Annotated in this window: 18 protein-coding genes; 8 read left to right on the forward strand and 10 right to left on the reverse strand. The window is 69.2% G+C overall.

Annotation, left to right across the window (positions count from 1 at the left end; translation table 11 throughout):
- The first annotated feature begins 28 nt into the window (after window positions 1-28).
- Both ACFSC0_RS17935 and ACFSC0_RS17940 read left to right on the forward strand, forming a co-directional pair.
- Complete coding sequence (locus ACFSC0_RS17935) at window positions 29-547, forward strand: superoxide dismutase family protein (RefSeq protein WP_377282237.1); 519 nt, start codon at window positions 29-31, stop codon at window positions 545-547.
- 10 nt (window positions 548-557) lie between these two features.
- Window positions 558-2,477: a cellulase family glycosylhydrolase gene (locus tag ACFSC0_RS17940; protein WP_377282238.1), complete on the forward strand. Its 1,920-nt coding sequence runs from the start codon at window positions 558-560 to the stop codon at window positions 2,475-2,477.
- Window positions 2,478-2,527: 50 nt separating this feature from the next.
- Here the strand turns inward: ACFSC0_RS17940 and ACFSC0_RS17945 are convergent, their stop codons facing one another.
- The gene (locus ACFSC0_RS17945; protein WP_377282239.1) at window positions 2,528-2,902 is read right to left on the reverse strand and encodes a VOC family protein; all 375 of its coding nucleotides are present in this window, start codon (window positions 2,900-2,902) and stop codon (window positions 2,528-2,530) included.
- A gap of 171 nt (window positions 2,903-3,073) precedes the next feature.
- Between ACFSC0_RS17945 and ACFSC0_RS17950 the strand changes: the two genes are divergently transcribed.
- From ACFSC0_RS17950 to ACFSC0_RS17960, 3 genes are all read left to right on the forward strand, one after another.
- Entirely contained in the window at window positions 3,074-3,514 is a 441-nt protein-coding gene (locus tag ACFSC0_RS17950; RefSeq protein WP_377282240.1) for a DUF3617 domain-containing protein, read from the forward strand.
- Window positions 3,515-3,708: 194 nt separating this feature from the next.
- Window positions 3,709-4,710 carry a fatty acid desaturase gene (locus ACFSC0_RS17955; RefSeq protein WP_377282241.1) on the forward strand — a complete coding sequence of 334 codons (1,002 nt, stop codon included), beginning with the start codon at window positions 3,709-3,711 and terminating at the stop codon, window positions 4,708-4,710.
- 77 nt (window positions 4,711-4,787) lie between these two features.
- Window positions 4,788-5,399 (forward strand): beta/gamma crystallin-related protein, encoded by a 612-nt coding sequence (locus ACFSC0_RS17960; RefSeq protein ID WP_377282242.1) that lies wholly within the window; start codon window positions 4,788-4,790, stop codon window positions 5,397-5,399.
- 153 nt (window positions 5,400-5,552) lie between these two features.
- Here the strand turns inward: ACFSC0_RS17960 and ssb are convergent, their stop codons facing one another.
- The 9 genes from ssb to flbT form a co-directional block, all read right to left on the reverse strand.
- Window positions 5,553-6,038, reverse strand: coding sequence for a single-stranded DNA-binding protein (gene ssb, locus ACFSC0_RS17965; protein ID WP_377282243.1), 486 nt, complete (start codon window positions 6,036-6,038; stop codon window positions 5,553-5,555).
- A 126-nt stretch (window positions 6,039-6,164) separates the two neighbouring features.
- Window positions 6,165-6,539 carry a hypothetical protein gene (locus tag ACFSC0_RS17970; RefSeq protein ID WP_377282244.1) on the reverse strand — a complete coding sequence of 125 codons (375 nt, stop codon included), beginning with the start codon at window positions 6,537-6,539 and terminating at the stop codon, window positions 6,165-6,167.
- Window positions 6,540-6,577: 38 nt separating this feature from the next.
- Window positions 6,578-7,276 carry a hypothetical protein gene (locus ACFSC0_RS17975; RefSeq protein WP_377282245.1) on the reverse strand — a complete coding sequence of 233 codons (699 nt, stop codon included), beginning with the start codon at window positions 7,274-7,276 and terminating at the stop codon, window positions 6,578-6,580.
- A 52-nt stretch (window positions 7,277-7,328) separates the two neighbouring features.
- Entirely contained in the window at window positions 7,329-10,100 is a 2,772-nt protein-coding gene (locus ACFSC0_RS17980) for a PQQ-binding-like beta-propeller repeat protein (protein ID WP_377282246.1), read from the reverse strand.
- Window positions 10,101-10,229: 129 nt separating this feature from the next.
- A complete protein-coding gene (locus ACFSC0_RS17985; RefSeq protein WP_377282247.1) occupies window positions 10,230-11,078 on the reverse strand; it encodes a flagellin in 849 nt (282 codons plus the stop codon).
- A gap of 182 nt (window positions 11,079-11,260) precedes the next feature.
- Window positions 11,261-11,548, reverse strand: a complete 288-nt coding sequence (locus tag ACFSC0_RS17990) for a flagellar protein FlaG (RefSeq protein ID WP_377355216.1) — start codon at window positions 11,546-11,548, stop codon at window positions 11,261-11,263.
- A gap of 120 nt (window positions 11,549-11,668) precedes the next feature.
- Entirely contained in the window at window positions 11,669-12,490 is an 822-nt protein-coding gene (locus tag ACFSC0_RS17995) for a flagellin (RefSeq protein ID WP_377282249.1), read from the reverse strand.
- Window positions 12,491-12,946: 456 nt separating this feature from the next.
- The gene (gene flaF, locus ACFSC0_RS18000) at window positions 12,947-13,312 is read right to left on the reverse strand and encodes a flagellar biosynthesis regulator FlaF (protein ID WP_377282250.1); all 366 of its coding nucleotides are present in this window, start codon (window positions 13,310-13,312) and stop codon (window positions 12,947-12,949) included.
- Window positions 13,272-13,697, reverse strand: coding sequence for a flagellar biosynthesis repressor FlbT (gene flbT / locus ACFSC0_RS18005; RefSeq protein ID WP_377282251.1), 426 nt, complete (start codon window positions 13,695-13,697; stop codon window positions 13,272-13,274). The genes flaF and flbT overlap by 41 nt, the downstream gene beginning before the upstream one ends.
- 290 nt (window positions 13,698-13,987) lie before the next feature.
- On the opposite strand from flbT, the gene ACFSC0_RS18010 reads away from it, so the two are divergent.
- The 3 genes from ACFSC0_RS18010 to ACFSC0_RS18020 all read left to right on the forward strand — a co-directional run bounded on the left by ACFSC0_RS18010 (window position 13,988) and on the right by ACFSC0_RS18020 (window position 17,294).
- Window positions 13,988-15,718 (forward strand): tetratricopeptide repeat protein, encoded by a 1,731-nt coding sequence (locus ACFSC0_RS18010; protein ID WP_377282252.1) that lies wholly within the window; start codon window positions 13,988-13,990, stop codon window positions 15,716-15,718.
- Between the two features lie 49 nt (window positions 15,719-15,767).
- Complete coding sequence (locus tag ACFSC0_RS18015; RefSeq protein ID WP_377282253.1) at window positions 15,768-16,310, forward strand: hypothetical protein; 543 nt, start codon at window positions 15,768-15,770, stop codon at window positions 16,308-16,310.
- Between the two features lie 114 nt (window positions 16,311-16,424).
- Window positions 16,425-17,294 carry an AAA family ATPase gene (locus ACFSC0_RS18020; RefSeq protein WP_377282254.1) on the forward strand — a complete coding sequence of 290 codons (870 nt, stop codon included), beginning with the start codon at window positions 16,425-16,427 and terminating at the stop codon, window positions 17,292-17,294.
- Window positions 17,295-17,327: the final 33 nt, after the last annotated feature.

Raw genomic sequence — 17,327 nt, forward strand, 5'->3', positions numbered from 1 at the left:
CACCTCTTCAGTCACAGGAATCCTGCCCATGCGTACTCCGATCGCCGCTCTCGCCGTCCTGGCGCTCGCCGCGCCCGCCTTCGCCCAGACCGCGGCCGCACCGCTGCACGTCGAGCTGAAGAACAACGCCGGCGCGTCGGTCGGGCACGCCATGATCAGCGAGGCGCCCAACGGGGTCCTGATGCGCGTCGAGGCCAAGGGCCTGCCCCCTGGCTGGCACGGCCTGCACTTCCACGAGAAGGCCGACTGCTCCAAGAGCGACTTCACCAGCGCCGGCGGTCACGTGCACGACAAGCCGACCATGGTCCACGGCCTCCTGAACCCCGACGCCAACGAGGCCGGCGACCTGCCGAACCTGTTCGTCGCCCGGGACGGGACGGCGAACGCGGAGTTCTTCTCGACCTACGTGTCGCTCAAGGCCTCCGGAAAGGTCCAGCTGGCCGACGCCGACGGCTCGGCCCTGGTGATCCACGCCTCGCCGGACGACCACAAGACCCAGCCGATCGGCGGGGCCGGCGCGCGCATCGCCTGCGGCGCGATCAAGTAGGCCCCTGTCGATGAGCCCTGGACGCCTCGCGACCCGCGGAACCGCCTTCATCGATGACGCCGGGCGCGAGGTGATCCTGCGGGGCGTCAATCTCGGCGGGGACTGCAAGGTCCCCTACCCCGACGGCGGCACCCACATCCCGAGCGACTTCGCCGGCCATCGCGAGGTCTCCTTCGTGGGCCGCCCGTTCCCGATCGAGGAAGTCGACGAGCACCTTGGCCGGCTGCGCGGCTGGGGCTTCAACTGCCTGCGCCTGCTGACCACCTGGGAGGCGGTCGAACACGCGGGCCCCGGCCGATACGACGCCGACTACCTCGACTATTTCGCGCAGGTCTGCCGGCGGGCCGGCGAGCACGGCTTCTGGGTGTTCGTCGACTTCCACCAGGACGTCTGGAGTCGGATGACCGGCGGCGACGGGGCGCCCGGCTGGACGTTCGAGGCGCTGGGCCTCGACTTCACCCGCTTCGATGCGGCCGACGCGGCGCTCGTGATGCAGCACCGCTACGACTACGCCAGCCCCATGGCGCGCCAGGAAGACCGCTACCCGATGATGAGCTGGGGGCGGAACTACCAGATGCCGGCCAACGGCATCTGCTGGACCGCCTTCTTCGCCGGCCGCGCCTTCACGCCGGAGTGGACCATCGACGGGCGCAACGTGCAGGACCTGCTCCAGGGCGCCTACCTCGGCGCCATGCGGGCGGTGGCCGAGGCGGTGAAGGACCAGCCGCACGTCATCGGCTTCGATTCCTTGAACGAGCCCGGCCGAGGCTGGATCGGCCAGCCGCTGTCGGCGCGGGCGCTGACCGCCACGCCCGACAATCCTCGCCCGCCCCGGCCCGGGCCCGTGTGGACGCCGCTGGACGGCCTGGCCGCCGCCGCCGGCCTGACCCGCGCCCTGCCCGTGCTGGGCCGGCGGGGCGAGGCGCCAGGCCTGGAGATCGTCTCCGAGCTCACCGTCAACGCCGCCGGCGTGCGCATCTGGACCTCCGAAGACGCCGATCCGTTCGAACGCGCCGGGATCTGGCGGCGCGACGACGGGGCGGCCCTGCGCGAAGACGCCTTCCGGGCGGTGGACGGCCGGCGGGTGGACCACGACGCCGACTTCATGGCCCCGTTTATGCGCGCGGTCGCGCAGACGGTGCGCAGCGTGCGCGAGGACTGGCTGCTGTTCGCCGAGCTCGACCCCTTCGACGCGGCCACCGGCCACGGCTTCCCGGCCGGCATGCCCGAGCGGACGGTCAACGCCAACCACTGGTACGACGCCCGCACCCTGGTGACCAAGACCTTCGACGCCGACTTCGATCCGGAGCGGCTGAGGGGCCGCTACCTGCGCGAGCTGTCGCGCATCCGCGAGCACGGCGAGGCGCTGGACGCCCCCACCCTGATCGGCGAGTTCGGCATCCCCTACGACCTGAACGGCGGCGAGGCCTACCGCCGCTGGGCCGAGGGCGAGCGCGGCGAGGCGATCTGGGCCGCGCACGAGCGGGCCCTGTCGCTGATGTACGACGCCATGGATGAGCTCGGCCTGTCCTCCACCCAGTGGAACTACACCGCCTCCAACCGCAACGACCTGCGCATCGGCGACGGCTGGAACCAGGAGGACCTGTCCATCTTCTCCCGCGACCAGCTGGCGGGCGGCTCGGATGGCGGGCGGGCCGTGCGGGGCTTCTCACGGCCCTACGTGCGCGCGGCGCAGGGGCGCATCACCGCTCAGCGGTTCGACTGGAGCGCGGGGCTGTTCACCGCCGAGATCGAGGTCGATCCGGCTGTCGGCGCGGCGAGCGAGCTCTACGTGCCCCAGGCCTGGTTCGGCGCCGGCGCCGAGGTGCTGTGCGACGACCCGAACGCCGAGGTGGGCCGCTCCGGCGATCTGGTGCAGGTCCGCTCCCGCCGGCCAAGACGACTGAGGCTGGGGGTTTCGAACGGCTGACGACCAATGGACCTCCCCCTCCGGCATGCGGAGGGAGAGGTCACATCCTGCTACAGCCTGTGCATCGCGCAGAGCTTGTTGCCGTCGGGATCGCGCAGGTACGCGAGGTACATGCGGCCGGTGGGCTGCTCGCGCACGCCGGGCGGGTCTTCGATCGAGGTCCCGCCGTGGGCCAGGCCCGTGGCGTGCCAGGCGTCCACCTGGTCGGTGGAGGCGCAGGCGAAGCCGATGGTGCCGCCGTTGGCGGGGGTGGCGGGCTGGCCGTCGATCGGCAGGGAGACGCCCAGGACGCCGCCGTTGGCGCGGTAGAAGATCCGGTGGCGGTCGACGAAGCCGGGCCCGGCGCCCAACGTGCCGAGCAGGGCGTCGTAGAAGCCCTTGGCCTTCTCCAGGTCGTTGGTGCCGATCATCACGTGCGAGAACATCTGCGCCCCTTTGGGTGTTTGAGCGCCCAGACGAGCGTGCGGATGGGCGATGGTCAAGCGTGACCCAGCGTCGGGTTGCGACCTTGGACATCCCCCGTTCAGCTTGCCCCGGGCATGCTTGCGTCCCATCTGAGCCGCAGCCCCTTCGAAACGCCATTCAAAGACGACGCCATGAAACGCCGCCTCGCCCTCCTCCTTGCGCCGCTTCTGCTGGCCGGTCCGGCCGCCGCCGCCGAAGGCATCCTGCCGGGCTACTGGGAGACCACCAACCGGCTGATCTCGCCGATCCCGCAGAAGAAGGTGGAGAAGCGCTGCATCACGCCCCAGGAGGTGGCCAAGTTCATGGAGGGCCCGTCCAACCGGCACTACAAGTGCACCTATCCCACCAAGTCGTTCGAAGGCGGCAAGATCCTGCTGAAGGGCACCTGCCGCTCCAAGAAGGGCCGTGTGGTCGACGTCTCCGGCCAAGGCAGCTACACGCCGACGACGATGCAGCTGACCGCCAACATCGCCACCGAGTGGGCCGGCCTGACCATCGCCGGCAGGGCCAGCACCGACGCGCGGCGGATCAGCGACACCTGCCCGTCCGCCGCCGTGGCGCAGTCCAACTGACGCGGCCCTGACGATCATTTGATGGGCCCGGGCGGAACGTCGGCCGCCGCCCGGCCCTTCCGTTCGCAAGCGTTCCGGTTGACCGCAGCCGCAAAGCCCGCAACAGCAGGGCGGCGCGGGGTACGGTCTCATCGGCGCCCCATTCCCCCCGCATCACCTCGCCGCCTCCAAACGAAAGCCGACAGACCTTCCCCGTGACCGACCTGACCGCCACCGACTGGAGCCGGACGCTCGCTCCTTACCGGACGCCCAAGCTCAGCCGCAGCCTGCTCGAGATCCTGATCACCATGGGATCCCTCTTCGCCCTGTGGGGCCTGGCCTGGTTCGCCTTCGAGGCGGGCGTGGTCTGGGCGGCCCTGCTGCTGACCATCCCCGCCTCCTTCTTCCTGATGCGGGTGTTCCTCATCCAGCACGACTGCGGCCACGGCTCCTTCTTCCCGGCCAAGGCGGCGAACGACTGGGTCGGGCGAGTGATGAGCGTCTTCACCCTGACGCCCTACGAATACTGGCGGCGGGCCCACGCCCTGCACCACGCCACCTCCGGCAACCTCGACCGGCGCGGCATCGGCGCCATCGACACCCTCACGGTGGAGGAATACCGGGCGCTCAGCCCGCTTCGCCAGCTCGGCTACCGCCTCTACCGCCACCCGCTGGTGATGTTCGGGCTTGGGCCGGCGTTCAACTTCTTCATCATCCAGCGCGTGCCGCTCGGCATGATGCGCGAAGGCTGGCGGCCGTGGGCCTCCACCTTGGGCAATACCGTGGCCATCCTGGCCGGGGCGGCGCTGCTCGTCTGGCTGGTCGGCCTGGGGCCGCTGGTGGTGAACTTCGTCACCATGCTGCTGGCCGCCACCATCGGGGTGTGGCTGTTCTTCGTGCAGCACCAGTTCGAGGGGGTCTACTGGGCCCGCCAGGGCAAGTGGAAGCGCGACCTGGGCGCGCTGGCGGGCTCGTCCCACTACGACCTGCCGCCGGTGCTGCGCTGGCTGACCGCCAACATCGGCATCCACCACGTGCACCACCTGTCGAGCCGCATCCCCTATTACCGGCTGCCGGAAGTGCTGCGCGACCAGCCGGAGCTGAAGGATGTGAGCCGCATCGGCCTCATGGAAAGCTTCAAGTGCGCGCGTCTGGCGCTCTACGACGAGGCGCGCGGCGAGCTGATCTCCTTCCGCGAGTTCAAGCGCCGCGGCTGACGCGGACCCGACGGCGCCGTACAGCCAAGGTTCATACCTGCCGGCCTAGCCTCCTCCCATCAACCACGGAGGCTGGGATGCGGCTCTTGACGATGGCGGCGGTGGCCGCGACGACCCTGGCGACGGCGGCGAGCGCCCAGCCCTACGGCGGGCGCGGGGGCTCGGCCACGCTCTACGAGTTCCCGAACTTCCAGGGCCGCCAGTTCACGGTCTCCAGCGAGACCACCAACCTGCCCCGCCAGTTCAACGACTTGGCCCGCAGCGCCCGCTTCAACGGCCGCTGGACCGTCTGCGAGAACGCCGACTTCGGCGGCCGCTGCGTGGAGCTGTCAGGGGACGTGCCCGAGCTGAACAGCGTCGGCCTGGCCGAGCGGATCAGTTCGCTGCGCCCGGCCGGCCGCGACGGCGGCTGGGGCCGGCCCGACGACGACTGGGACCGCCCGGGCGGCGGCCGGCCCGGCGGGCGCGGGATCGACGGCGCCCGGACCGTCTTCTACCCCTACCCGACCATCCGCGGCTCGGACATCGCCGCAGGCTCGACCTCGGCCAACGAGTTCTGCCGCCGGATGGGCCACGGGGGCGCTGCCCACTACGACTCCTCGGAACGCGCGCCGCGCGCGGTGGACTGGAACGGCCGCCCCATCGGCCCCTCGCCGGTGCTGCGCGACCTGCTCTGCCGGAAGTACTGAGGCGTCAGAAAACAAGACCTCTCCCTCCGCAACGGAGGGAGAGGGTTGGGAGACGGAGGCCCGGCCGGGGGCCATCCCTAACGTCAGCGATTTCGGCGAGGCCCCCCTCACCCTTCCCTCTCCCCCCGCAAACGTGGGGAGAGGCCTGACGTCCTAGAACGGGATCTCGTCGTCGAGGTCGGCGGAGAAGTCCTCGCGGGGGCCGGCGCTCTGGTTGCGCGGGCCGGAGGAGAAGCCGCCGCCACCGCCGGCGTATTCGGAGTCGCGACCGCCGCCAGCGCCCTCGCCGCGGCCGTCCAGCAGGGTCAGCTCGCCGCGGAACTTCTGGATCACCACCTCGGTGGAGAACTTCTCGACGCCGGACTGGTCGGTCCATTTGCGGGTCTGCAGCTGGCCCTCGATGTAGACCTTAGAGCCCTTGCGCAGATAGTTCTCGGCGACCTTGGCGATGTTGTCGTTGAAGATCGCCACCCGGTGCCACTCGGTCTTTTCCTTGCGCTCGCCGGTGGTGCGGTCGCGCCAGCTTTCCGAGGTCGCCACGCGCAGGTTGGCCACGCGCTCGCCTGACGGGAGCGAGCGGATTTCGGGATCGGCGCCGAGATTGCCGATCAGAATGACCTTGTTGACGCTGCCCGCCATCGATCTGTCCTTGTTCTTTCCGTAGGTGCGGGCCGAACGCCCGGTCGCACGCTACTCCCGGCCGGTGGGCCGATCAATGCTGATGTTCACGTTCGGTTCTGGGTCGCGACTGCGGCCGATAGACCTCTACCGCTGGGGCATGGCGCCCGGAATGGCGAGTCGGCCGTCGCCGGTGCGCACGAGCGCCAGGTAGCGGTGCTCCTCCAGCGAGGGGGCGGTGAAGATGCCCTCGCGCTGCAGGAAGATGAAATTGCCCTGGTAGGCGCCGACCAGTTCGCGGTTGCTGCCGCCCAGCGTCAGGAAGCGGATGCGCATGGCCTCGAGGGCCGCGGCGCAGTTCTCCAGGTTCGGCTGTTCGGAGAGCCTGTTGTACTTCAGCGTCCCGTCCTGCTGCGGCACCACGTGGTAGCAGACGTTGGGCGTGCCCGGCGGGATGGTCCGCTTCTGACAGGCGACGAGGGCGAGCGCGGCGAGCGCCGCGATCAGGAGTGAGCGAGACATGGCGCGAACCTATACACGAGACGCGCCGGGCTCAAACCTCACCCGACGGCGGGGATGGCGCAGGCCGGCCCCTGTTCGGCCAGCCGGCGGAAGCTGCGGTTGTCGGCGGAGATCTCCACCCGGCCCGGCACCAGCCGCAGGGTCTGCTGGCCCCAGCGTCCGTAGCTGGCGGCGCCGGGGCGCTCGCAGCGTCCGGCGTAGAGGGTCTGGACGCAGGCGTTGAGGGTCATGTCCGGCAGCTTGCGCCATTCGGCGCCCGAATAGCGCCAGCAAGGCGCCGCGGGCCCGGCCGGCCGGGCCGAGGGCGCAGCGCCCGCGGGCGCCGGGGCCGGCTGAGGCGCCGGCGGCCCGTCCATCCCGGCGGAGGTCGCCTCGCTGATCGGCGGCAGGGGCACGATCGAGGCGCCCGCCTGGTTGGCGGCGGCCAGGGCGCCGGTCTCGTCGACGCCGACGTCCAGGGCGTCGGTGGCCACGCCGTTGCGGCGGGCGCAGTCGGCCAGGGTCAGCTCGCCGACGAACTGGCCGTCCACGAAGCAGCGCAGGGCCCGGGTCGGGCTGACGCGCTCGTCGGTGTCGGTGGTTTCGACCACCAGTCCCGCCTGGGAGGCCGGCGGCGGCGCGGCGGGTTCCTCCCGCCCCTGCAGCACGAGGACGGCGGCCAGGCCGAGGCCGGCGAGCAGCGCCGCCGCGCCGCCGCCCACGACCAGGGCGTTGCGCCTGTCCGAGAGGAATGCCATCGCCCCTGGCTAGACCGCGCGGGGCGCGCTTTCAAGCGGTGCGCGCGGCGCCTCAGCCGCCGCCGGTCAGCCGGTCCAGGGCGGACTGGTAGTTGGCGATCTGCGACTGCAGGTAGGCCGGAACGTGTCCCGCGGGGTTCACGGTCGACGGCGGCGGCTTCGGCGAGGCGAGCGCCACCAGATCCTTGTAGGCGGTGCGGATGACGCTCATCGCCGACGAGATCTCGGCCAGGGCGTGCCGAACCTGGTGGATGTCGTCGAGATTGAGGTCGCTGGGCAGGCCCAGGCCATACAGCGGCGCCTTGCCGTCGGCCGGCACGGTCTTGCCATCGACGACCTTGGTGTTGCGCACCACCCCTTCGGCCAGGCCGAGGACCTCCAGGGCGTTGTCGCTGCCCTTGCCCGGCAGGATCTCGATCAGCGAGCGGTCGTGCAGCGGCTTGATCTGCAGGCGCCGGACGCCCTCGCTGGTGACGATCTCCACCTTGGCCCGGAAGGCGAGCGCCCGGCGGATCTTGGTGGCCAGGGTCTCCAGGGTGTCCTTCTCGTCGAGGGTCACCGCCTGGGGACGGCCGCCGTCGGCGCGCAGGTAGAAGGTGTCGCCCGCGCGGGCCGCGCTGACCGCGGTGACCCGCGGGGAGTCGGAGAGGTCCAGCGTCCCCTTGGGCAGGCCGATGCGGTCGAGCACGCTGGCGCCGGTGGTGTCGATGGCGATCGGACCGGGCGCCGTGTGGCCTTCGCGGCCGGTGAAGCGGCGCGACCAGACCGCATCGCCGGTATCGACGTCGATGCGGGCCAGGAAGCCGTCCTTGGTCCCGACCTTCGGCTGGTCCGGCAGGTCGGCGCCGGCCTGGCCGCTCAGCCAGATCTGGCCGTCCTTGGCCGCAAGACCGGTGAGCTTCTCGTCTCCGGTCCCGCCGTAGTAGGCGAGCCGATCGCTGGCCGCCGGAGTGAGGTTGGCGGAAAGGCGGGCCACGAAGGCGTCGGAGCCGCCGGCGTGCGCCTGGGTGATCGTGCCGGCCGAAAGGGCGGCGTTGCGGGTCGTACCGGCGAGGACCAGCTGGCCGCCGTCGAGAACCAGGCCCTTGATCTCGCCCTGCATCTCGCCCAGGTCGCGGGTGGCGACGAGCGTCGGCGCGCCGGTCGCCTGCAGGTCGAAGCGGCGCAGCACGGCGCGGCCGTTCTCGACCCCCGCCACGACGAGGGAATCGCCGTCCACCACCAGGCCGCCGGCCCGGTCGTCGCCGCTGGAGCCCACCGCCTGGGTGAACAGGTGCTGGACCTTGCCGGTCGCGTCGGCCTTGAAGCCCTGAATGTAGTTGTCCCAGCCGCCCAGGCCGGTGGAGCCGGTGATGCTGGAGCGCGCCCGGCCGGCCACGTAGACGGCTCCGTCGGCGCCGAAGCTGACCTGGCTCGCCTCGTCCGCCTGCCGCGCGCCGCGGCGCTGGGTCCACATCTCCTGGCCGTCGGCGTCGAACAGGGTGACGAAGCTGTCGGACTGGTCGGCGAAGGCGCCGGTCTCGCCCGAGTTGAAGACGCCGTTCGTGGTCCCGTTCATGGCGCCGGTCACCGAGCCGGCGACCGCCACCTTCCCGTCGGCGGACACCGCCAGGGCCAGGCCGGAGGCCTTGTCCGAGGCGCCGAGGGTGCGCGTGTAGAGGAGGTTGCCGGCCGAGTCGTACTTCAGCAGGGCGACGTCCTGCGTCCCCTTGATCTCCTGGCCGGCCACCTTGTTCTCGACATCGGCCAGCATGTAGACGGCGCCGTCCGGCCCGACCTGGGTCGCACGGACGGCGATGACGTTCGGGTCCAGGTCCTTGGCGAAGGCGCGCCCGTCCACGAAGTTGGCCTCGCCCGAGGTCTGCAGCGGCGCGGGCACGGACGTGACGTCGGTCTGGAACTTGAGGAACTGGTTGGTCAGCTTGGCGTCGTCGGTGGACGGCTTGCCGTCGGGGTCGGGGTTGCCGACGGTCTGGGCCATGTAGACGGCGCCGGCCGTGGCGGGCGCCGAGAAGGTCAGCTTCTCGGCGATGTCGGTCTTGACCTTCAGAGCCCAGCGGTCGGGCTCCGGCGTCAGCTTGACCACCCGGCCGTTGACCGTGGTGGTCCGCTCGGCCCCCGGGATGCGATGGCTGGCGAAGCGGGTGACGGCGCCGGCGTCGGCCAGCTTCTGGTTGATGAAGCCGACCACGTTGCCCATGGTCCGCGGCGTCGAGCCCATCTGCGACAGGTCGATGCTGACGTTAAGAGTATCGTTTACCCGCTTGAGGGATATGTCGAATTTGACGTCGCCCTGAAACGCGGGAACCTCCGCGCTGGACGAGCCGGAGACCAGGGGGGCGGTGATGTACTCCGTCTTGTCCCGCGGGACGCCGGTTTCCATCCGGGCCCGCGTCATCGCCTCGCCGCGGGTCAGCCTGACGCTGTCGAGCTTCAGGTCGTCGACGTAGTTGGCGATCTCGGCCATGCCCTTGGTGAAGGTCGAGCGGATCTTCGCCTGGTCGACGCTCGTCAGGCCCTTGGCGTTCATCCGCTCGGCGACGCCCATCAGGGTGGAAAGGCCGTTGTAGAGCGCGAACATCCTGCGGTAGTCGGCGCTCGCGCCGGCAAGGTCGAGCTTGGCCGCGCCCTCGTCGATGAAGCGGCGTCCCAGCAGCGCATTGCGGACCGATTGGGCCGGGTCCGGCGCCCCGCCGCCGGGCGACCACGGCGCCGTCGGCGCGTACTTCTTCCTCGGGAGAAGCTCAGACGCGCCGCCCTGCCCCGTCACGCCCAGACGCGACTGGTAGTAGTTCATCAGGATGGACGGATCGAACGAGATCATGCCGGTCCCAGCGCGGGCGCAATCCCGCAAGGCGGATGGTGACCGCTCGTCGCTGCCAGTCCGTTAACCGGCAAGGTAAAGGGCCCGGACGTCGCCGTCCGAGCCCTGGAACAGCCCCTCACGCGCGGACTACTGGCGGAACAGCGACAGGATCACCTGCGGCGCCTGGTTGGCGATCGCCAGCGCCTGGGCGCCCAGCTGCTGCTGCACCTGCAGGGCCTGCAGCCTCGCGCTCTCCTTCGCCAGGTCGGCGTCGACCAGGTTGCCGACGCCCGAGGTGAGCACGTCGGTGAGCTTGGTGACGAACAGGGTGTGGTTCTCGATCTGCTTGGCCTGGGCGCCCAGGTCGCCGAGCGCCTGGTTCACGTTGGCCAGCGAGGCGTTCACCCGGGCCAGGTTCAACGAGGCCTGGCTCTTGGTCGAGATGTTGGCCGTCGGATAGCTGAAGGTGACGTACGGGCCGCCGCCGGCCGCGGACATCGAGAAGGTCTTCGCCGACAGGGTGACGGACGATGTGGCCTCGGCGTTGGCCAGGAACTTGATCGAGGCGGTGACGGCGCCCTTCAGCAGGTTCGCGCCGTCGAACTCGGCGTTGTCCACCACCTGCTTGATCTGGCGCAGCAGCGACTGGAAGTCGGAGTTGAGGGCGGTGCGGGCCTGGGTGTCCAGCGACGGGTCCATCGCCGCGACCACCTTCTCCTTCAGCTGGACCAGGATGTCGGAGACCGATTCGCCGGCGCTGAGGGTGACCTCGGAGATCGACTGGGCCCGCTCGAGGCTCATCCGCACCGATCCGAGCGCCCCGATGTCCGCCCTCTGGCCCTGGGCGATGGCCCAGACCGAGGCGTTGTCCTTGGCGTTCTGGATCTTGAGGCCGGTGCTGATGTGGCTCTGAACGCTGTTGAGCGCGCTGCTCGTCTTGTTCAGATTCTGAAGCGCGATCATCGCCGCGTTGTTGGTATGAACGCTGATCGCCATGCCCTGACCTCCTTCGGTGGTCTCCGGACGTCGCCCAAAGCGACTCGTCCGGCAGCCCGTGAGCAGGACGCTAGGCAGCTATGGTGTGCAGAAGGTTAACGCCGTAAACGGCTGCGTCCGCCCGCCGGCCTCGCCGGGGCGGTGTAAACGCTTGGACTGTCGGGGCCCCGCTCGGGAGCGCCCTAGGCTCGGGCCTTGATCAGATCGCCGGCTTCGTAGCTGGACCGATCGCGCATCCGCAGCAGGTCTTCCCGGGGAACCTGGGCGACCACCTCTCCGGTCATCCGGTTGATGGTCTTGTAGACGTAGCTTCCGCTGCCTTCGTCGATCTCGATCACCAGGCGCAGGTCCACCGCTTCCTCGACTTCGCTGCGCTCGACTTTCGGCGCAGGTTCCAGCCGGGGCGTGGCCGTCTTGCCCCCAGAGATCATGTCCGCCGTCGCCGCGACGGCCGCCACATTCCTTTCCATTCTCCGCATCGCCGGTCCTTTCGGGGCCGGCGCCCCTGGCTCAACCGTCTACGGCGGGGAGGTCGCCCTCCCCGCCGCGAACGGCCGGACGCCGGCCTGGACCAGCGCCCGATGTGACGCCTATCGGAACAGGCCCAGCAGGATCTGGCTGGAGCCGTTGGCGATCGACAGGGCCTGCACACCCAGCTGCTGCTTGGTTTGCAGCGACTGCAGGCGGGCGCTTTCCTTCGCGAGGTCGGCGTCCACCAGGTTGCCGACACCGGCGTCGATCGTGTCCTGCAGCTTGCCCACGAAGTTCAGGTGCTGGCTGATCGACTTCGAGCCCGTACCCAGCTTCGAGAGAGAGGCCGAGACGTTGGCGATCGAGGTGTTGAGCGTGGCCACCATGGTCGAGGCCGCGCCGGCGGTGCCGATGCTGGCCGCAGCCGCGACGGTCACGACCGAGCCGCCCAGCGCCATGACCTGCGCCTGCACCGTCATCTTCGTGCCGGTGGCGTTGGCCAGGGCGGTCAGGTTGGCGGCGCCCGACTTCAGCAGGTTGATCCCGTTGAACTCGGCGTTGGCGACGACCTTGCCGACCTGGTCGCGGAGCGACTTGAAGTCAGCGTTCAGAGCGTCGCGCGCGGCGGTGTCGAGGCTGGTGTCAGAAGCCGCCAGGGCCTTGTCCTTCATCTGAAGGAGCAGGTCGGAGACGGACTCGCCGGCCGACAGGGCCACATCGACGGTCGAAACCGCGCGCTGCAGGGATTCCTTGACGGTGTTGAGCGAGCTGGAGGTGGCGCGCTGGTTCTGGGCGATGGCCCAGATGGCGCCGTTGTCCTTGGCGCTGTTGATGCGCTTGCCGGTGTTGATCCGGCCTTGGACTTCGAACAGATCCGAGTTGGTCTTGTTCAGTTGTTGCAGGGCGACCATGGCGCCCACGTTGGTATTGACGCTGTTCACGTCGGTGACTCCTATTCTCAGGTCTCCGCCGTCATTTTGACGACGCGGGCGTTTTGCCCGGCCCGATAGGCAGCAAGCGCCGGGCCAACTCCGGCGGACCTGGCCGATCACCTACTGCTTTGTTTTTGCTAAATTAACCGGGCGTTATCCATGCCAGAAGCGGCAAGATTTGCCGACCAATCCCGCCGGTCGGCAGATTCTGCCCGGCAAGGATCGCTGGGCCTGGAAAGCGCCCTCGCCTCGGGCATGGGGCCGCGGATGCAGGAGCGGGGCGACAGGCGGCGCCGCGCCGGCGCAACCAGTCGCCAAGGCGCGCCGGTGACTTGCTGGGCGAAAGCCCTAGCTGTCACCCATCCCGCACGTTCGCTCACCGTCGGCGACCTTGCCGGCTCCCGCAAAAACGAAAGAGGCCCGCTGCGAGAGCGGGCCTGGAGGCGAATCGAGCATTTGCGGCGCCTAGGCGGCGTCTTCGGTCTGGCCGCTCAGGCCCTGCATGATCATCCGGTTCACGTCGATGAGGGCGTCGATGTCCTCTTCGCGGCGGATCACCTGGCTGGTGTACTTGTGGACCCAGATGCTGAGCGAGATGATCGAAGCGCGCAGTTCGTTCGGCAGCTTGTTCTCGGGATCAGCGCAGTCCGCCCCGAGCGCGCCCCAGAGCCGGCGGTTCCAGTCCAGCGCGTCGACGCGGGTGCGGAAGTCGAGCGCGTCGGCCTTGGCCGCCTCCATCAGGGCGCGGGTGACCTGGCCGAACAGGCGATACTCCGCCTCGCGAGGGCTCTCAGCCCTCTGCGCGACCCGCTGGTACGCTTGAAGTGACATTCCCCAGCACCTCGTCTTCGTAATCGATGAGCTTCCGGCAGATCATCAACGCCTTGTAGTATTCGTTCTCCAAAATGTGCTTGGAAATATTGACGCATTCCGTGAGCACATTCGGATTACGCGTCGCCGTCATGAACTCTGTCAGGCGGCGCGCCATTTCGTCGTAGTACTTCTGGGCGTTGGCCTCATCGAGGTACATCATCATCACAGGGAAGTAGATGCGCCGAGCCGGCGTATTCGCCTCCTCGGGCTGCATGATGTCCTTCTCACGCAGCACGGACGCCTTGTTCTGGAGAATCAGCGTGCCCCGCCGGTCCCCGTTCTGGACCACCGCGCCATTCAGCACGAACCTTTCGCCAGGCTTCAGCGACAACTTCAGCGGCAAAGTCCGGCCCCCTGGTCACGGCGATCGAGCGCCGTCCTCTTCTCTTCCCTGCGGCGTGACGCCAGCCCCTGAGGAGCAGGCTTAGCGTCGGCTCGTTAACGCCCTCTTGCCGGACAGGCTCGGGCGGGGCGGCTTAAGCAAGGATTAAGCATACCCACGCGAACCATGCCTCAATCCTCAAGTGATTTGGAGTCTCCGCCATGCCGCGGCCCGACAAGCTCACCGCTGCATCCGCGCGAGCATTGGATATGGGGCTCGGCGCCGAGCCGATTCTACGCAATACGGGGGTATTGGGCGCCGAACCGGCAGGGTCGGCCGCGGCCCTGGCGCGGCTGAACGCCGCAATCGGCGAACTGAAGGTCCTCTCGGCCGCGCCGCTCGTCCGGCGGGCCGCGGCGGCGCTGAACGCGGGGGATCCGGAAGAGGGTGCGCGCTGGGCCATCAAGGCGCTGGAAAAGGACGAGACCAGCGGGGTCGCCTGGTACGTGCTGGCCTTCGCCCGCGAGCGGTCCGGGGACTTCGGCTCTTCCATCAAATGCTACGAGAAGGCGCTGGAGCTGCTTCCGGACCACGCCCAGATCGCCAACGACCTGGGCCGCCTGGCCATGCGCATGGGCATGCGAGAGCAGGCGGAGAAGCTCTATCTCCACTTCATCCAGCGCAACCCTGAGAACGTCGAGGGCTACAACAACCTGGTCTCGGCGCTGCGTGAGCAGGGGCGCTACGACGAGGCGATCGAGATCCTCAAGGCCACCCTCGAGAAGCATCCGACCAGCGCCCTGCTCTGGAACTCGCTGGGCACGGTGATGACCGAGCTCGGCGACATGCCGACGGCGCTCATCTTCTACGACGAGGCGCTGAAGCTGCAGCCGGAGTTCCCCAAGGCCCGCTACAACCGCGCCGCCACCCTGCTGGCGATGGGCGACACCGAAGGCGCCCTCGCCGCCTGTGACGCCGCCTTGGCCGGCGACGTCGCCGAGGACGACAGGCAGATGATGCTGCTCGCCCGCTCAACCATGCTCATCGAGCTGGGCCGGATCGGCGAAGGCTGGGACCACTACGAGGTGCGCCTGAGGCGCCAGTACGACGACTCCACGGTGTTCGCCGTCGAGCGGCCCGTCTGGTCCCCGGGCGACGATCTCGCCGGCAAGTCCATGCTGGTCGTCGCAGAGCAGGGGCTGGGCGACGAGGTGCTGTTCTCCAACGTGCTGGAGGACGTCATCCGGGACCTGGGCCCCGACGGGCGGCTGGCGCTGGCCGTCGAGCGGCGCCTCGTGCCCCTCTTCAAGCGCACCTTCCCCGACGCCGACGTCGGCGAGCACCTGACGGTCCTGTTCCACGGCCGTACCGTCCGGCTGGTCCCGCACGTCGAGGACAAGCTCGACAGTTTCGACCTGTGGGCGCCGATGGCCTCCCTGCTTCGCCAGTACCGCCGCACGCTGGACGCCTTTCCGGTCCGCGACCGCTACCTCACGCCCGACCCGGAGCGGATCGAGCACTGGCGTTCGGTGCTGGCGCAGGCGCCGGCGGGCAGGAAGGTCGGCCTGCTGTGGAAGAGCGCCATCAAGGCCCAGGGCCGCGACCGCTACTTCTCGCCGTTCGACGCCTGGGCGCCGGTGCTGAAGACCCCCGGCCTCACCTTCGTGAACCTGCAGTACGGGGACTGCGCCGAGGAGCTGGAGCAGGCCAGGCGGGACTTCGGCGTCGAGATCTGGACCCCGCCGGGGATCGACCTGAAGAACGACCTGGACGACCTGGCCGCGCTCTGCTGCGCCATGGACCTGGTGCTGGGCTTCTCGAACGCGACCTTCAACATCGCCGCCGCCTGCGGCGCCCCGGTGTGGCTGGTCTCGACCCCGGGCGTGTGGCCCCGACTCGGCACCCGGCGGTACCCCTGGTACCCGCAGGCCCGGGTCTTCGTGCTCGACACCTACGGCGACTGGGATCCGCTGATGGCCGAGGTCGCCGGGGCCCTGGGAGAGTTCGCCCAAGGCGGAACGGCAGCCCCGCCCAAGGGTTGATCTTCGCGAACGCGCCGCCCTCCGGCGGCCCGATGCGAGGAGCCCTTCCATGCCCGGCACGAGTTTCGACTCCGACGCCGAATTCGATCCGCAGGACCAGGCCGAGGCGCACGACGAGAGCAACCTGGTCGGCGGCGAAGGCGATCATGGCGGCCGCGTCCGCACCTTCGGCGAAGGCGACGACATGCGCACCTTCGAGGAGCTGCCCGACGTCATGGACATGACCCAGGCCGTCGGCGACCGCTCCGAGGACGCCGAAGTGGCCCTCGACGCCGACGAGTTCGACGAGGACGCCTTCGGCGACGGCGACCTGGACGACGAGGACGAGGACGCCTACGCCGCGGGCAGCGCCGATTCGGACATCTACGACGACGAATCCTCCGAGGACGTCGTCGACGACTTCGACGAGGACCGGGTCAGCTCCGAGGAGATCGAGGGGCTGAGCGAGGTGCGCGACGCCGACGAGGCGACCGGCGGCGAGGACGACTTCACCAACTTCCAGTCCAAGAACGTCGGCGACGACGACCTGCGCCGGATGGGCTACCTGGACGACGCCGACAATCCGGGCTCCAACCCCGCCCGCCGCGGCTGAGCCTTCCCCCCCTGGGAAGGAAGGCTTGATCATCCCGCAACGCGCTTTAGTCTGCGGGCTCCAAACATCTGTTCGAGAGCGGGCGCCATTCCGGCGCGCCGCCCAGGAGCCGCAATGACCGAGCGTTTCGAAGGCACCGACAATTATGTCGCCACCGAAGACCTGAAGGTGGCGGTCAACGCCGCGATCGCCCTCGAGCGTCCGCTCCTGATCAAGGGCGAGCCGGGCACCGGCAAGACCGTCCTGGCCTACGAGATCGCCGAGGCCCTCAAGGCGCCGCTGATCACCTGGCACATCAAGTCGACCACCAAGGCCATCCAGGGCCTCTACGAGTACGACGCGGTGACCCGCCTGCGGGATTCCCAGCTCGGCGACGAGCGGGTGAAGGACGTCAAGAACTACATCAAGAAGGGCAAGCTCTGGGAAGCTTTCGAGAGCCCCGTCCGCCCGGTGCTGCTGATCGACGAGATCGACAAGGCCGACATCGAATTCCCGAACGACCTCCTGCAGGAGCTCGATCGGATGGAGTTCTACGTCTACGAGACCAACGAGACCATCAAGGCCAAGGTCCGCCCGGTGGTGGTCATCACCTCGAACAACGAAAAGGAGCTGCCGGACGCCTTCCTGCGCCGTTGCTTCTTCCACTACATCCGCTTCCCGGAAGCCGAGACGATGAACCAGATCGTCGAGGTCCACTATCCGGGCATCAAGCAGAAGCTGGTCAGCGAGGCGCTGCGCATCTTCTACGACATGCGCAAGGTGCCGGGCCTGAAGAAGAAGCCCTCCACCTCCGAGCTGCTCGACTGGCTGAAGCTGCTGATGGTCGAGGACATCGACGAGAACGCCCTGCGCGAGAAGGATCCGACCAAGCTGATCCCGCCGCTGCACGGCGCCCTGCTGAAGAACGAGCAGGACGTGCATCTGTTCGAGCGCCTGGCCTTCCTGGCGCGGCGCGAAGGCGCCCCTTCCCGCCCGGGCCAATAGCGCCTTACGGCGATTTCACTCGACGTTTCAGGG

Origin of the sequence: Phenylobacterium terrae (assembly GCF_042681205.1) — a bacterium.
GTDB classification, from domain to species: Bacteria; Pseudomonadota; Alphaproteobacteria; order Caulobacterales; family Caulobacteraceae; genus Phenylobacterium; species Phenylobacterium terrae.

Coding starts and splice junctions, on each gene's coding strand:
- ACFSC0_RS18015 (WP_377282253.1), top strand. CDS start 15,768: ATGCCCGGCACGAGTTTCGACTCCGACGCCGAATTCGATCCGCAGGAC.
- ACFSC0_RS17980 (WP_377282246.1), bottom strand. CDS start 10,100: ATGATCTCGTTCGATCCGTCCATCCTGATGAACTACTACCAGTCGCGT.
- ACFSC0_RS17990 (WP_377355216.1), bottom strand. CDS start 11,548: ATGGAAAGGAATGTGGCGGCCGTCGCGGCGACGGCGGACATGATCTCT.
- ACFSC0_RS17970 (WP_377282244.1), bottom strand. CDS start 6,539: ATGTCTCGCTCACTCCTGATCGCGGCGCTCGCCGCGCTCGCCCTCGTC.
- ACFSC0_RS17950 (WP_377282240.1), top strand. CDS start 3,074: ATGAAACGCCGCCTCGCCCTCCTCCTTGCGCCGCTTCTGCTGGCCGGT.
- ssb (WP_377282243.1), bottom strand. CDS start 6,038: ATGGCGGGCAGCGTCAACAAGGTCATTCTGATCGGCAATCTCGGCGCC.
- ACFSC0_RS17945 (WP_377282239.1), bottom strand. CDS start 2,902: ATGTTCTCGCACGTGATGATCGGCACCAACGACCTGGAGAAGGCCAAG.
- ACFSC0_RS17940 (WP_377282238.1), top strand. CDS start 558: ATGAGCCCTGGACGCCTCGCGACCCGCGGAACCGCCTTCATCGATGAC.
- ACFSC0_RS17960 (WP_377282242.1), top strand. CDS start 4,788: ATGCGGCTCTTGACGATGGCGGCGGTGGCCGCGACGACCCTGGCGACG.
- ACFSC0_RS17975 (WP_377282245.1), bottom strand. CDS start 7,276: ATGGCATTCCTCTCGGACAGGCGCAACGCCCTGGTCGTGGGCGGCGGC.
- ACFSC0_RS17985 (WP_377282247.1), bottom strand. CDS start 11,078: ATGGCGATCAGCGTTCATACCAACAACGCGGCGATGATCGCGCTTCAG.
- ACFSC0_RS18020 (WP_377282254.1), top strand. CDS start 16,425: ATGACCGAGCGTTTCGAAGGCACCGACAATTATGTCGCCACCGAAGAC.
- flaF (WP_377282250.1), bottom strand. CDS start 13,312: ATGTCACTTCAAGCGTACCAGCGGGTCGCGCAGAGGGCTGAGAGCCCT.
- ACFSC0_RS17935 (WP_377282237.1), top strand. CDS start 29: ATGCGTACTCCGATCGCCGCTCTCGCCGTCCTGGCGCTCGCCGCGCCC.